Raw genomic sequence first — 14,039 nt, 5'->3', positions numbered from 1 at the left:
GCGGAAAGATGGGCACGGTCCACAAGCTCAAGACAGCCAGAAGGGGAAAATACGCCACGAGGCTGGACCCGGCGATGTGGGATTATATCGACCTGGTCAACGACTGGTTCCCGCCCGAAATCGCCGAATTGCCGATCGCCGAGCAAAGGTCGGTCTACGACGCGATGTGCCGCGCCTTCCATCAGGGTTATCCCAAGGGCGTTTCAGCCAGCGACGGCATCATTGCCGCCGATGAAGGACACGTCATCCCGATCCGCTACTACCGGATGGCAGGCAAGCCCGTGCGCGCCATCATCGTCTACTATCATGGCGGCGGCTTTGTGCTTGGCGGGCTCGACAGCCATGACGACATCTGCGCCGAGATTTGCGCCGGCACCGGTTTCGACGTCGTCTCGGCCGACTACCGGTTGGCGCCGGAACATCCGCACCCGGCCGCCTTCGACGACGCGCTGACTGTCTTCGAATGGGCGGCGGTGACAACGGACCTGCCGATCGTGCTCGTCGGTGAAAGCGCCGGTGGCAACCTTGCGGCCGCGGTCGCGCATGCGTCACGCCGCCACTCGCGCCATGCGGTCGGCCAGGTGCTGATCTATCCCGGCCTCGGCGGCGACGAGGGTGCCGGCTCCTATGTCGAACATGCCAACGCGCCGCTGCTGGCGCTGCGCGACATCGAATTCTACAGGACCATCCGCTCAGGTCCGGCGCAGTCGCCCGACGACCCGACTTTTTCGCCACTGAGCGACAGCGACTTCTCCGGCCTGCCGCCGACGATCATCATCACCGCCGAGTGCGACCCGCTGTCGTCGGACGGCGAGACCTATCGCGACCGTATCGTTGCCGCGGGCGGCCGCGCCTGGTGGTACGAGGAGCCGCGGCTGGTGCACAGTTTTCTGCGCGCCCGCAAAAGCGTGGCGCGCGCCGGCGAGGCGTTCGTATGCACGCTTGCGGCCATCGCCGCCGTCGCCGTGCTCGGCAAGAACGATTGGCCGTATTGAGGCCGTTTCCTTCGCGTCGCCACGCCTGACGCGCCTGCCTCCGTTGCGGAACAGTGCACAAGAATCGCGGAAAGGAGAACATTTCCCTGCGTAAGCTCGCCCTATCATTGTCTGCTCAGGCAACGGCGCCCCGGCGATCGCATCTCCCTCCCAAACAGAAGCGGTTTGTCGGGGCGCCCAACTAAAGAGGGAACGACGATGAAATTCATGCTGACCGACCGCAATTTGCACCCGCAGGCGAAGCCCGTTGCCGACGACTTCAGAAAGGGCGGCGTCAACCGGCGCGAATATCTCGCCATCATGGCCGGCTTCGGCGTCAGTGCTCCCGGCGCGCTGGCTCTGGGTGGCCTCAGCACCTCGCCTGCCCGGGCCGAGGAGCCGAAGCACGGCGGCACCTTGCGCGTCGCCATGAACGTCAAGGGGTTCAAGGATCCGCGCACGTTCGACGGCGTCGAGATGTCCAATGTCGCGCGCCATTGCAACGAATATCTGGTGCGCTGGAACCGCGACTTCACCTTCGAACCGTGGCTACTCGAAAGTTGGGAAACCAGCGACGACGCCAAGACAATCACGCTGCATGTGCGCAAGGGCATCGCCTGGTCGAATGGCGATGCCTTCAACGCCGACGACGTGATCCACAATCTGACGCGCTGGTGCGACGCTTCCGTCGCCGGCAATTCGGTCGCCGCGCGCATGGGCGCGCTGGTCAATGCCGACACCAAGAAGCCGGTCGATGGCGGCATCGCGAAGGTCGACGACTTCACCGTAAAGCTCAATCTGCCGAAGCCCGACATTTCGCTGATCGCGGGGATGGCCGACTATCCGGCGCTGATCATGCACCGCTCCTATGAGGGCGGCGACGACCCGATGAAGGCGTTGGCGATCACCACCGGTCCCTGCGAACTGGTCAGCTGGAGTGCCGAGACAAGTGCTGAGGTGAAGCGCAAGGACAAGCCGTGGTGGAAGGGCGACTTCTATCTCGATGGCATCAAATGGGTCGACTACGGCTCCGATCCCAACGCCATGCTGTCGGCGTTCGAATCCGGCGAGATCGATACCGACCACGAGACCGCGTCCGACGCCGTCTCGCAGACCGAGCAGATGGGGTTGCAGAATTCCGAGATCGCCACCGGCTCGACCATCGTTGCCCGCTTCAATGTCGGCAACGCGCCCTATGACGACGTCAAGGTGCGCCGCGCCGGCCAGCTTGCCGTCGACAATTCCGCCGTGCTGGCGCTTGGCCTCGGCGGCCGCGGCAAGCCCGCCGACAACCACCATGTCGGCCCGATGCACCCTGAGTTTGCCGATATCGGCCCGGCCAAGCGTGACGTGGAGGCGGCGAAGAAGTTGCTGGCCGAGGCCGGCAAGGCCGAGCACGAGTTCGATCTCATCTCGGTCGACGTCGAATGGCAAAAGAGCACCGGCGACGCGATCGCCGCGCAGATGCGCGAAGCTGGCCTGAAGATCAAGCGGACCGTGCTTCCCGCTGCGACCTTCTGGAACGATTGGAGCAAATACCCCTTCTCCACCACCGAGTGGCTCGGACGCCCGCTTGGCGTCCAGGTGCTGGCGCTCGCCTACAAATCGGGTGCGGCCTGGAACGAAAGCGCCTATGCCAATCCGGAGTTTGACGCGCTTCTCGACAAGGCGCTGGCGACGCCGGATGCCGCCCAGCGCAAGGAGATCATGGCCAAGATCGAGCAGAATCTGCGCGATGCCGGGATCATCATCCAGCCCTACTGGCGCTCGGTCTACCGCACCTATCGCAAAGGCGTGCAAGGCTGCGAACAGCATCAGTCGCTGGAGCAGCACTTTGAGAAAGTGTGGCTGGAGAGCTGATCGCTCCCAGGATTGTTTCGGTCGGCGCGGGTCGCGCCGGCCGAATGCCATTTGCCATGCGCGTGAATTTTGGCACAGATTGCGCCTGACCGACTTTCGGCTCAGAGCGAATCAGGCATGGATCATTTCGACCTCGGCACCTATCGCCGCCCCATTTCCACATCCTCGGCCGGGACGCAGCGCTGGTTCGATATCGGGCTGAACTGGTGCTACAGCTTCAACCACGAGGAAGGCATAAAATGCTTCGAGAAGGCGCTGGAGACCGATCCTGATTGCGCCTTCGTGCATTGGGGCATCGCCTATGCCGCCGGGCCTTTCTACAACCTCACCTGGAAAGAGCACGGCAAGGACGAGGCGAACCGTGCAGCCAGGCGCTGCTTCGAGCATGTGCAGCGCGCGCGGGCTGGTTCTGCGAGCGCCAGCCCGGTAGAGCAGCGGCTGATCGATGCGCTCGCCGTCCGCTTCCAGCAGCCGCATGGAGTCGAGCCGGCGGAATTCGAACAATGGGACAATGCCTACGCCGCCGCGATGCGGCAGGTCTATCGCGACTTTCCCGACGATCATGACGTGATGGCGCTCACTGTCGAGGCGCTGATGATGCGCACCGTGCGGCGGCTGTGGGATTTGAAGACCGGCAGACCGGCGCCGAATTCGGACGTGCTCGAAGCGCTTGAAATCTGCGAGCGCTCGATCCGGCTGTCGGACGAAGCCGGCACTGTGCCGCATCCGGCGATCCTGCACCTGCACATCCATCTCCTGGAGATGTCGACGCAGCCGGAACGCGGCATACGCTCGGCCGATCTGCTCGGCACCATGTGCCCTGATGCCGGCCATATGAACCACATGCCGGGGCATATCCATGTTCTGTGCGGCGAGTACGAGAAGGCAAAGCTCGCCAGCGAAAAGGCGGTGCGCGCCAACGACCTCTACCTCGCCTATGCCGGTGAGACGACCTACTACCTGCTCGGCTGCTGCCACGATTTGCATCTGATGATGTTCACCTGCATGTTTCTTGGTCAGTACCAGCCGGCGCTGTGGGCGGCCGACAAGGTGCGCAGCCTGGTCGCGCGCGATGTGGTCGCCATCCAGGACCGGCCAAAGCTCACGCAGACCGTCGAAGGCTACCACGCGATGAAATCGCATGTGCAGGTGCGCTTCGGCCGCTGGCAGGAAATCATCGACGAGCCGATGGTGGGAGAGCCGGAACTCTATGTGCTGACATCAGCCATGCAGCACTATGCCAAGGGCGTCGCGCACGCGACGCTCAAGCAATTCGCGGCGGCCGAGCGCGAGCACGAAAATTTCCGCAGGCATGTCGAGAGCATCCCGCCCGAGCGGCGCTTCCTCAGCAACCCGACGCGGGCCTCGCTGGCCGTCGGCGCCGCCCTGCTCGATGGCGAGCTTGCCTACCACCAGGGCCGGCACGACGAGGCCTACGATCATCTGCGCCACGCGGTCGAGCTAGACGACAATCTGTCCTACACCGAGCCATGGGCATGGATGCACCCGCCGCGCCACGCGCTGGCGGCGCTGCTGCTCGACCAGGGCCACACCGAGGAGGCCGAGCAGGTCTATCGCGACGATCTGGGCATTAGCGGTAAGGTGCAGCGCTGCGCCCAGCACCCGGACAATGTCTGGGCGCTGCACGGGCTGGTCGAGTGCCTGAAACGGCGCGGCGAGAGCGTGGAGCTGCCGGAGCTACAGGCGAAGCTTGCCGCTGCGCTGGCGAAGGCGGACGTGGCGATCACGTCGTCATGCCTGTGCCGGACGAGCGTGCAAGCAGGGCCAAGCTGCTGTCATTGAGATGTGGCTGGCCCAGCCGGCCGGAGCGGCGTCTTCTTTACGAGAAAATCTCCGCCAGTTCGTCGACGCTGGTGCCTTCCTTGACCTGGCGCAGTTCGACATACGCGACGGCAACCGTCACCGACAGCATCGTCGAGAAGATTGTCGACACAAGACTGCTGCCGATCGCTCCGACAATGATCCCGGCACCTGTGATACCGCCGGTGCTGGCGATTGCCAGCCCGAAAAACAACGAGAACACCGCCTGGATCAGCATCGCCGCCACGCAAATGATCAGCAGCAGCCAGAATATCGACCAGCGGCTGCCCTTGGTCAGGGTTCGGCTGCGCGATATCGAGCCGAATACGCCAAGCCTCTCCTGAACCGCAATGGGCACGGAAACCGATACGGAAATCAGCCACACAAAAGCGGGGATCAACGCCAGGGCGAGCCCGATCAGCCACCCGACAGGGGGAATGAGCCAGGAGATGAAAACCATCACAAAAACAGCCACCACCAGGGTGATAATGACCAGAATGCCTATGCCGAGCGTGGGGAAGAAGCTGCGCAATGCTATCTGGATGCAGTCGCCGATGACGGGCCGCTTGCCGTTCAGATCCTCGATCGCTCCCCTCACCAGCGCAGCCTGCACCAGCAAGGCCAGCACAAAGATGATCAGAGAAGCAATCACCGATACCGCCGAATAGCTTTCCATGGCGGACGTTTCGAAGGCGTTTCCGCCGACGCGTACATTCACCATCGTGGCAACCCGGGACAGATTCCAGAGGTTGTACAGCAGTGCGGGCAGGGTCGAAAAAAGTCCGACAACCACTGCAAGGAAACCCAGATTGCGGCCGATGACCGCAAAGCTGTTGCTGAAAACCCTGCCGATGCGGAATTTTTCCGGTCGTTCCTGCGTCAGTGACGTCACGATGCCCCCTGCCCTGACACATGCCTTGACCCAATTGGGTCAAGGCAGTGCAAACATCTCGGCTTACGAGAATATCTCGGCCAGTTCGTCTACGCTGGTGCCTTCCCTGACCTGGCGCAGCTCGACATAGCTGACCGCGGCGGCGACCGACAGCAGCATCGCCATAACACTCTGCACCAGGCCAGCCACGATAACGGCGGCAATACCGTGGAAGAGATACACGAGCACGCCGACCGCCCCCTGGATGACCATGGCGATGATAATCAGGATCAGGAACAGGCCGAACAGCGACCAGCGGCTGCCCTTGGTCAGGGTGCGGCTGCGTGACATTGAACCAAAGACGCCGAGCCGCTCCTGGATCAGAACCGGTACCGAAACCGACCAGCCGAGCCACAGGATGATGCCGGGCACGACCAAGGCGATCATGGCCAGGCCCGACCCCAGGGCAACGAGGAAGCCTATCCCCAGGGTCGGCAGCAGAAACCGAATCGCGATCTGCAGACAGTCGCCAATGTTCGGGCGCTTGCCGTTAAGATCCTCGATCGTGGCGCGAACAAGCGCCGACTGAAGCAGCAGTCCGAAAATGGCGCTTATGAAAATGGCGACAAACGTGACCCAGGAATTGCGCAGCGCGAAGGTGGGATCGGCCGCAGCACCCGGATCGGCTTGAAGAAGCGCCTCCATCCGCGAGTTGGTCCAGAGCTGGATGATGATCGTGGGCAGTCCTGAAAACAGCACGGCCATTCCCACCGTCAGGCCGACATTGCGGCCGATGACCGAGAAGATGTTGTTGAAGACCCTGCCGATCTGGAATTTCTCAGGCCGTGCAAATGTTGCCGAAGTCATGATGCGCCCCCTGTTTCATCGCCGAATATTGTCCGGCGACCGCAGTAGTAAATTTGCCAAGATTGACGAGCCGCGTCTAGCCCACTTGCAAATGTTGCGCTGCATTGTCAGTGTCGGCGCGCGAACCGCAGGTTGCATGGGGGCGAAAAGGTGACTGCTGCACAGCCGGACGCTGCGCAAGCCGAATGGCTGGCCAAACTGCACAAGCAGTTGCTGTCGGACGATTCGATCCAGTTCGACCTGCCGGCCTTCAGGCCACCGGAGACGCCCGAGTGGCTGAAGCCGCTGGGCGAGTTCCTGAAATGGCTTGGCCCCTACATGATCTACCTGTTCTGGGGCGCGGTGATCACGGGTGCCGCGATCATCCTGTTGCTGATTTTCCTTGAGGTGAAAGGCGTCGCCTGGCGCCTGCCCTGGCGGCGCAAGAAGAGCGTGACCGAGGCGGAAGCGATATGGCGTCCCGACGTCGGTGCCGCGCAGATCCTGTTGTCGGAAGCCGATGCGCTGGCCGCCCGCGGCGACTATGACGAGGCGGTGCATCTCCTGCTTCGCCGCAGCGTCGCCGACATTGCCGGCCGCCTGCCCGACTTCCTGCGCCCGTCGCTGACCGCGCGCGACATCGCCAGCGCGGCTTCGATCCCGACGCGGGCGCGCAGCGCCTTCACCCAGATCGCACGCATTGTCGAGGCGGCGCTGTTCGCGCGCCGGCCGGTCGGGCCGGAAGGCTGGCAGGAGGCGCGCGGCGCCTATGAGCGATTCGTGTTCAGGGATGCCTGGGTGTGAGTGCTTCGACCGCCGACATCGCCCAGCAGGAACCGTTCAGCCGAAGGACGCTGTTCTGGGGCATTTTCGCCAGCCTGCTCGCGGCGGCGGGCTTCTTCCTGTTGTCCACCTATGCCCCCGACTTCCGTCAGCCCAGCGTCGGCGGCGCGACACCCTTGTCGAAGAGCGGCATTGGCTATGCCGGCCTGGCGGAATGGCTGAAGCTGACCGGCGAAGCGCCTGATATGGCGCGGTCCGACAGTGACCTCGAGACCGAAATGCTGCTGGTCGTCACCATTTCGCCCGACAGCGACCCGGATGCGCTCGCCAACATCATCAAGCTTCGCAAGGGCCTGGATACGCTGTTCGTGCTTCCAAAATGGGCGACCTTGCCGCTGTTCCAGCATGAGGGCTGGGAGATGAAGATCCAGCGGCTGCCGGACGTCGTGGTGAACGACTGGCTCGGCCGCATCGCCAAGGCGAAGCTCGGTGAAGGCGAGACGACGGTCAAGCAACTCGACGTCGCTGGTCAGACGGTCAATGTACCCGACCGGTTGCAGTGGGTGGCCGACGAAACTCCGCTGATTGCCGCCGGCAACGGCAAGGCCGTGCTGACCGAAGTGGAAGACGAGCGGTTCTATATCCTGACCGACCCCGATCTCATCAACAATGCTGGCTTAAAGGATCCCGACAAGGCGGCTGCGGCGCTCAAGCTGATCGAGTTCCTGCAGTCCGAAGAGGGTCCGGTGATGTTCGACCTGACGCTGCATGGCATGGGACGGAAATACGATCTCGCCAAGCTTCTGGTCGAGCCGCCCTTCCTGGCGTTGACGCTGACCATCCTGGCGGCGGCGGCACTTGCCTTCCTGCATGGCCTTGGCCGGTTCGGACCGCCGCGTGCCGATCAGCGCGCCATCGCCTTCGGCAAGCGCGCACTGGTCGACACCACGGCGATGCTGTTGCGTCGCGCCGGCCGGCTGGAGGAACTGGGCGACCGTTATGGTGCGCTGGCACGCGTACGCGCCGGCGCGCTGCTCGGCGCGCCGCATGGATTGCAGGGCGAAGCGCTCGACCGCTGGCTCGATTCCCGCGATAAGGACGAACCCGGCGGATTCACGACCCGCCTGCAGGCCGCCGACGCGGCAAAGACCCTGACACAAATGCATGAGGCAGCCGAAAAGCTGCACGACTGGACGGCAAGGAGGCTCGGTGAACGTCGATGATGTAAAGGCCCTGGCGACTCAGATCAGGGAAGAGGTGGCCAAGGCCATCACCGGGCAACATGATACGGTCGATCTGATGCTGACGGCATTGTTCGCCGGCGGGCATATTCTGCTCGAGGGGCCGCCGGGCACGGCCAAGACGATGACGGCGCGCTGCTTCGCCCAGGCGCTGGGCGTCGTCTATGGCCGTATCCAGTTCACGCCGGACCTGATGCCCGGCGACATAGTCGGCTCCAACATCTACAATTTCCAGTCCGGGCAATTCACGCTGACGCGCGGCCCGATCTTCTGCGACCTGTTGCTTGCCGACGAAATCAACCGCACGCCGCCCAAGACGCAGGCCGCCCTTCTGGAGGCGATGCAAGAGCATGCCGTCACCTTCGATGGCACCACCCATTCGCTCGGCCAGAATTTCATGGTGGTGGCGACGCAGAACCCGATCGAACATCAGGGCGTCTATCCCCTGCCCGAGGCGCAGCTCGACCGTTTCCTGTTCAAGCACCGGGTGAGCTACCCCGGCCCCGAAGAGGAAAAGGCGATCATCCATCATGGCGGCGGCACCGCCTCGCACGATATCAAGCAATACGGCATCACCGCCCAGGCCGACCGCAAGACGCTGGAAAAGGCGTTGGCGACCGTCGGCGAGGTCATGCTGGTCGACGATGTCGTCGACTATATCGCAAGGCTGGTGCGGGCGACGCGCGCCAGCCCCGACCTCGAAGTCGGCGCCAGCCCGCGTGCGGGCGCCATGCTGGCCAGGGCGTCGCGCGCCCGCGCAGCCCTCGACGGGCGTGCCTATGTCATCCCCGACGACGTCAAGGCGCTTGCGGTGCCGGCGCTGCGCCATCGCGTGATCCTTTCGCCGGCGGCGCAGATCGACGGCCGCCTGGTCGAGCAGATCGTGACCGACTTGGTCGACCAGACGGAAGCGCCACGTTGATCTATCCGAGCGGCCGGGCAGTCTGGGCAGGTGCGGCAGGTGCAATACCGGCCTTCCTGATCGCGCTCGCGCTGCCGTCGCTTTGGTATCTCGGCCTGCTGTGGATCTGCGTGCTACTTGCTTTCCTGGCCGTGGACGCGGCCGCCGGGCGCGGACGGGCTTCCCTGGACGCCAGCATCCAGGCGCCGCCGCAGGTCAGCGTCGGCGGCCAGTTCACCGTCAATGTCACCGCCAGGCTCAGCGGGCGTCCGCGCGCCGTGCAGGCGCGTCTTGGCCATGATGAGCGGCTGGAGCCGCTGGGCGGCACCGGCGGCGCATTGACTGCCAAGGCCGGCGGCGCATCGCTCGACCTCAAATTCCAGGCGCTGCGGCGCGGCATTGCCAGGTTCGATCGCCTGTGGGTGCGCTGGCGCGGGCCGTTCGGGCTGGTCTGGAACCAGGTCGTGCTGCCGATGGACAGCAAGGTCGCGGTGCTGCCCGACGTCAGCAGCGCCCGCGACGAAGCAATCACGCTGCTGCAGCGCCAGTCGCTGCCCGACGGCCATGCGCAGCGGCGCGCCGGCCAGGGCCGCGAATTCGAGGCGCTCAAGGATTACCAGCCCGGCATGGGCCGGCGGATGATCGACTGGAAGCGCAGTGCCCGTCACGGCAGGCTTCTGGCGCGCGAGTTCCGCATCGAGGAGAACAACAACATCGTGCTCGCCATCGATAGCGGCCGGCTGATGTGCGAACCCGTCGACGGCGTGCCGAAGGTCGACCGCGCCGTCACCGCCGCCTTGCTGTCGGCGTTCATTGCGCTGAAGGGCGGCGACATGGTCAGCCTGTTCGGCTTCGATGCGCGGCCGCGCGTTTCCAGCGGCGCCGTGCGCGGCTCGGCGAGCTTCGCCATGATCCAGAAGCGGGCGGCGGAGATCGACTATTCCACCGAGGAGACCAATTTCACCCTGGCGCTGACGACGCTGGCGGCGCGGCTCGACCGGCGCTCGCTGGTGATCATCTTCACCGATTTCGTCGATCCGATCAGCGCCGAGCTGATGCTGCGCACCGTCGGCCGGCTCACCGAACGGCATCTGGTGCTGTTCATGATGATGAAGGATGTCGAGCTGGAGACACTGGCCGACATGCCGCCGGAGACACCAGAGGATGTGGCGCGCTCGGTCGTCGCCGGCGGGCTGCTGCGCGAAAGGCAGGTCGTCATCGGCAGGCTGCGGCTGCTCGGCGCGCATGTCATCGAAGCCGACCACCAGAGGCTGGGGCCAGCGCTGGTCGAGCGCTATCTCGAGCTCAAGCGGGAGGATCTGTTGTGAACGCGCTTGTCGGCAAGGATGCCGTGCGCCAGTCGCTGGCGAGCTTCCGTTCGGAGCGCGAGGCCGACTGGAAGGCGTTCGAGGCGCTGCTCGCCCGGGTCGAGAAACGCGCGCCGCGCACGCTGTCGGAAGACGAGCTTTTGTCGCTGCCGCTGCTCTACCGCTCGGCGCTGTCGTCGCTCTCGGTGGCGCGGGCGACGTCGCTCGACAATGCGCTGGTCGGCTATCTCGAGGCGCTGTGCCTACGCGGCTATTTCTATCTCTATGGCGCGCGCCGCAGCTTGCGGCAGCGCATCGGCGATTTCTTCCTGCACGACTGGCCGCATGCCATTCGCGATTTGTGGCGCGAGACCGTGCTGTCGGTTGTTCTGACGTTTGTCGGTCTCGGCGCCGGCTACTGGCTGGTGGCGAAAGACAAGGGCTGGTTCGACGCCATCATTCCGCCGAGTCTGGCAGGCGGACGCAACCCGGACGCCTCAGCCGAAGTGCTGCGGCAGGTGCTTTATGATGGCGCCGACAGCAATTTCCTGTCGGGCTTCGCCGCCTATCTGTTCACGCACAATGTCCAGGTGGCGATCCTGGCCTTCGCGCTCGGGTTTGCTTTCGCCGTGCCGAGCGTGCTGCTCATCCTGATGAATGGCTGCCTGCTCGGCGCGATGTTCCAGATCTACGTCGCCAAGGGGCTTGGCCTGGAACTGGGCGGATGGCTGTCCATCCACGGCACCACCGAGATGTTCGCGATCGCGCTGGCGGGCGCCGCCGGCATGCGCATCGGCACGCGCATCGCCTTCCCCGGCGAACTGACCCGGATGACGGCGGCGGCCGATGCCGGACGCGTGGCCGCCACCACCATGGTCGGGGTGACGATCATGCTTTTGTGTGCCGGCCTGCTCGAAGGCATCGGCAGGCAGGTGATTACCAGCGATCTCACACGCTATGCCATTGGCGGCGGCATGCTGACGCTGTGGCTCTGCTATTTCTATCTGTTCAGGGTGGTGCGGCATGGCGACCGCTAGGCGCGCTGCCGTCTCGACGATACGGCCGCTGATCACGCCGGAAGGCGTCGATCTCCGGATCAAGCTCGCCGATGCCGGCACCCGCGCCGCCGCCTTCCTGCTCGACTTTGTCATCATCATCGTCGCGGCAATTGTGATCTCGATCATCGCGCTGTTCGGGCTGGCCGGCCTCAACGGCGAAGGCGCGCAGCCGCTGTTCATTGTCTGGATCATCCTGATCTTCTTCCTGCGCAACGCCTATTTCATCGTCTTCGAGGCCGGCCGCCGCGCCGCCACGCCCGGCAAGCGGATGCTCAGCATCCGGGTGGCGTCACGCAGCGGCGCCGGCCTTTCGGTCGATCAGGTCATCGCCCGCAATCTGATGCGCGAGATCGAGATCTTCCTGCCGCTGTCGATCATCCTCGGCCGCAGCGAGATGGGGCTCGCCGACACGCTGTCGACGATCTTCGGGCTGGTCTGGGCGCTGCTGTTTGCCTTGTTTCCGCTGTTCAACCGCGACCGCATGCGGATCGGCGACCTTTTGGCCGGAACATGGGTGGTCGAAGCGCCGAAGCTGGCGCTGGTCGAAGACCTGTCGCAACGCCAGAACGCACGCGCCTTCCGCTTCACCCAGGCGCAGCTCGACGCCTATGGCATTGCCGAATTGCACAAGCTGGAAGAGGTGCTGCGCCGCGACGACTATTTCGCGCTGAAAGCCGTGGCCGAAACGATCGGGCGCAAGATCGGCATGATGATCGAGCCGGTCGATTCCAGGGCCTTCCTCACCGCCTATTATGGCGAGCTGCGCGCACAGCTAGAACGCAAGCTTCTGCTGGGCACCCGCAAGGCGGATAAGTATCAGCGGTGAGCTGTGCCTCAGATGGGAGTCGATACATGAGACATTGCTTCCTGAACATAGTTGATAAAAGGGTGTTTGCAATTCCGATGGCTACCACCCGCGACGGCTGGGAGAAGTTCGCAGGTCCCGTCATCATGATTGGCGAGCTACCTTCGATCTCCGACAAAGAGATCGGCTTAGCAACACTGAACGCGCTTGGTGCTTATGCCAGCGATGTGCCAGACGACATCGCACACACGGTCGTTCTTGACAGATCTGCTTCGCGCTTCGGCTTCAAGTCATACAACTCCCTCCGTTGGAAATCCCGTCAGATGTCGGTCGACCAGGGAAGTGACGACAAATTCACGCTTACCCCTTATGCCAAAGTCAACAGAGAGAGTGCCATTCCGCTGGACACGATTTTGTCCTCAACAGGTGCGCCAGAGGATCTCGGGCGCGCTGTTCGAGAGTGCATTTCGCTTTGCCGTTAACAGCGTTAATCGGCCACTATGAACACATCTCCGTCGGAACTCGAACTTCAGGAAATGGAAGCGCGCGCTGCCGCCGCCCAACCCGGCCCATGGAAATCATGGGTCGAGGGCTGGGATTTTCTGAGCGGATCGAATTTCATTCAAACCGGTGAAGGCGCGGATCGCGGCGACGATATCGAAATGGGCGGCGCCACGGCCGAAGACCAGGATTTCATTGCCGCGGCACGGCAGGACATCCCTCGCCTGATCGCCGAGGTACGTAGATTGCGCGCACTTCTCAATCGAACGAAGTAGAGCAGCGAGAGCAGCGCCTACCCCACCCACTTCTCATAGTCGGACACCAGAAGGTGCACCGGCGCGACGTCCTCGTCGATGTTGGAGAAGCGGCCGATCGGCTCGCGGAAGACATTGTCGGTCAAATCGTCATTGACGGTCGAGACCTCGCCGATCAGCACATCCTTGCCCTCGGCCCAGAAGGCGTGCCAGACGCCGGGCATAAGGGTGACGCTCTGGCCTGGGTCGAGCTTCAGGAGCCCGCCCGCCGGCAGCCTGTGGATGGTGCCGTCGACCGGCACCGACACCTCGGCCTTCGGATCGATGCCGCCGTCGCGGTCGTGCATGAACAGTTCGAGCACCAGCTTGCCGCCGCCGCGGTTGATGATGTCCTCGGCCTTGATGTTGTGGCGGTGCATCGGCGACAACTGGTCCTTGCGCGAGATCATGATCTTCTCGGCATAGAGCATGCCCATGCCCTTCTTCATGTCAGCGTAAACGCCGTTGCGAACAGTGAACAGGAACAGGCCGAGTTCGTCGAATTTCTCCTGGCCGTAATCGGTGATGTCCCAGCCGAGACGCGAGCTGAAAATGGCCGCGGAGTCAGCCTTGCGCGCCTTCATCTCTTCCGGCGACCAGTAGGCGAAGGGCGGCATGATGTAGCCGAACGAGCGGATGAAAGCATCGGCATCGCGGATGATGTCATTGACGGTGGAGCGTTTCATGGTCGTGATCCCTTGGCGTCGCGTTCCTGCCTAAAGCGCATAGCCGAACAGCGTTGCGGTGTCGACGCAAACTGCACGCTGGCCCATGACAT

The 14,039-nt window shown here is 63.7% G+C and carries 15 protein-coding genes; 12 read left to right on the top strand and 3 right to left on the bottom strand.

The features are described from left to right. Positions 1–8 precede the first annotated feature (8 nt). The 3 genes from H0241_RS32075 (at position 9) to H0241_RS32065 (ending at position 4,637) form a co-directional block, all read left to right on the top strand. On the top strand, positions 9–995 hold the full coding sequence (locus H0241_RS32075) for an alpha/beta hydrolase (RefSeq protein ID WP_181061767.1): 987 nt from the start codon (positions 9–11) through the stop codon (positions 993–995). Positions 996–1,193: 198 nt separating this feature from the next. Beyond that, positions 1,194–2,834 (top strand): ABC transporter substrate-binding protein, encoded by a 1,641-nt coding sequence (locus tag H0241_RS32070; RefSeq protein WP_181061766.1) that lies wholly within the window; start codon positions 1,194–1,196, stop codon positions 2,832–2,834. A gap of 117 nt (positions 2,835–2,951) precedes the next feature. Beyond that, positions 2,952–4,637 carry a tetratricopeptide repeat protein gene (locus H0241_RS32065; protein WP_181061765.1) on the top strand — a complete coding sequence of 562 codons (1,686 nt, stop codon included), beginning with the start codon at positions 2,952–2,954 and terminating at the stop codon, positions 4,635–4,637. Positions 4,638–4,674: 37 nt separating this feature from the next. On the opposite strand, the gene H0241_RS32060 is transcribed toward H0241_RS32065, so the two are convergent. Together H0241_RS32060 and H0241_RS32055 are read right to left on the bottom strand one after the other, a co-directional pair. Then, positions 4,675–5,547 (bottom strand): hypothetical protein, encoded by an 873-nt coding sequence (locus H0241_RS32060; RefSeq protein ID WP_181061763.1) that lies wholly within the window; start codon positions 5,545–5,547, stop codon positions 4,675–4,677. 63 nt (positions 5,548–5,610) lie between these two features. Beyond that, positions 5,611–6,291 (bottom strand): hypothetical protein, encoded by a 681-nt coding sequence (locus tag H0241_RS32055; protein ID WP_235984595.1) that lies wholly within the window; start codon positions 6,289–6,291, stop codon positions 5,611–5,613. 28 nt (positions 6,292–6,319) lie between these two features. On the opposite strand from H0241_RS32055, the gene H0241_RS32050 reads away from it, so the two are divergent. Genes H0241_RS32050 through H0241_RS32010 form a run of 9 tightly spaced genes read left to right on the top strand, consistent with a single transcriptional unit; the run spans position 6,320 to position 13,243 of the window. Continuing rightward, positions 6,320–6,547: a hypothetical protein gene (locus H0241_RS32050; protein WP_181061783.1), complete on the top strand. Its 228-nt coding sequence runs from the start codon at positions 6,320–6,322 to the stop codon at positions 6,545–6,547. Then, entirely contained in the window at positions 6,544–7,176 is a 633-nt protein-coding gene (locus H0241_RS32045; RefSeq protein ID WP_181061761.1) for a DUF4129 domain-containing protein, read from the top strand. Before H0241_RS32050 ends, H0241_RS32045 begins: the two co-directional genes overlap by 4 nt. Beyond that, positions 7,173–8,378: a DUF4350 domain-containing protein gene (locus tag H0241_RS32040; protein ID WP_181061760.1), complete on the top strand. Its 1,206-nt coding sequence runs from the start codon at positions 7,173–7,175 to the stop codon at positions 8,376–8,378. Before H0241_RS32045 ends, H0241_RS32040 begins: the two co-directional genes overlap by 4 nt. Beyond that, positions 8,365–9,318: an AAA family ATPase gene (locus tag H0241_RS32035; protein WP_181061759.1), complete on the top strand. Its 954-nt coding sequence runs from the start codon at positions 8,365–8,367 to the stop codon at positions 9,316–9,318. The genes H0241_RS32040 and H0241_RS32035 overlap by 14 nt, the downstream gene beginning before the upstream one ends. Then, positions 9,315–10,625 carry a DUF58 domain-containing protein gene (locus tag H0241_RS32030; RefSeq protein ID WP_181061758.1) on the top strand — a complete coding sequence of 437 codons (1,311 nt, stop codon included), beginning with the start codon at positions 9,315–9,317 and terminating at the stop codon, positions 10,623–10,625. The genes H0241_RS32035 and H0241_RS32030 overlap by 4 nt, the downstream gene beginning before the upstream one ends. Further along, the gene (locus H0241_RS32025) at positions 10,622–11,641 is read left to right on the top strand and encodes a stage II sporulation protein M (protein WP_181061756.1); all 1,020 of its coding nucleotides are present in this window, start codon (positions 10,622–10,624) and stop codon (positions 11,639–11,641) included. The genes H0241_RS32030 and H0241_RS32025 overlap by 4 nt, the downstream gene beginning before the upstream one ends. Beyond that, positions 11,628–12,488, top strand: a complete 861-nt coding sequence (locus tag H0241_RS32020; protein ID WP_181061755.1) for an RDD family protein — start codon at positions 11,628–11,630, stop codon at positions 12,486–12,488. Before H0241_RS32025 ends, H0241_RS32020 begins: the two co-directional genes overlap by 14 nt. Positions 12,489–12,514: 26 nt before the next feature. Continuing rightward, complete coding sequence (locus H0241_RS32015) at positions 12,515–12,949, top strand: hypothetical protein (RefSeq protein ID WP_181061754.1); 435 nt, start codon at positions 12,515–12,517, stop codon at positions 12,947–12,949. 54 nt (positions 12,950–13,003) lie between these two features. Continuing rightward, entirely contained in the window at positions 13,004–13,243 is a 240-nt protein-coding gene (locus H0241_RS32010) for a hypothetical protein (RefSeq protein WP_210285152.1), read from the top strand. A gap of 17 nt (positions 13,244–13,260) precedes the next feature. Here H0241_RS32010 and H0241_RS32005 read toward each other — a convergent pair whose 3' ends face one another. After that, positions 13,261–13,947, bottom strand: a complete 687-nt coding sequence (locus H0241_RS32005; RefSeq protein WP_181061752.1) for a D-lyxose/D-mannose family sugar isomerase — start codon at positions 13,945–13,947, stop codon at positions 13,261–13,263. Positions 13,948–14,039: the final 92 nt, after the last annotated feature.

It is taken from the genome of Mesorhizobium neociceri (assembly GCF_013520985.1).
Taxonomy (GTDB): domain Bacteria; phylum Pseudomonadota; class Alphaproteobacteria; order Rhizobiales; family Rhizobiaceae; genus Mesorhizobium; species Mesorhizobium neociceri.
The sequence above is the reverse complement of the archived record's forward strand: the minus strand, read 5'-3'. Positions and strand labels throughout refer to the sequence as shown.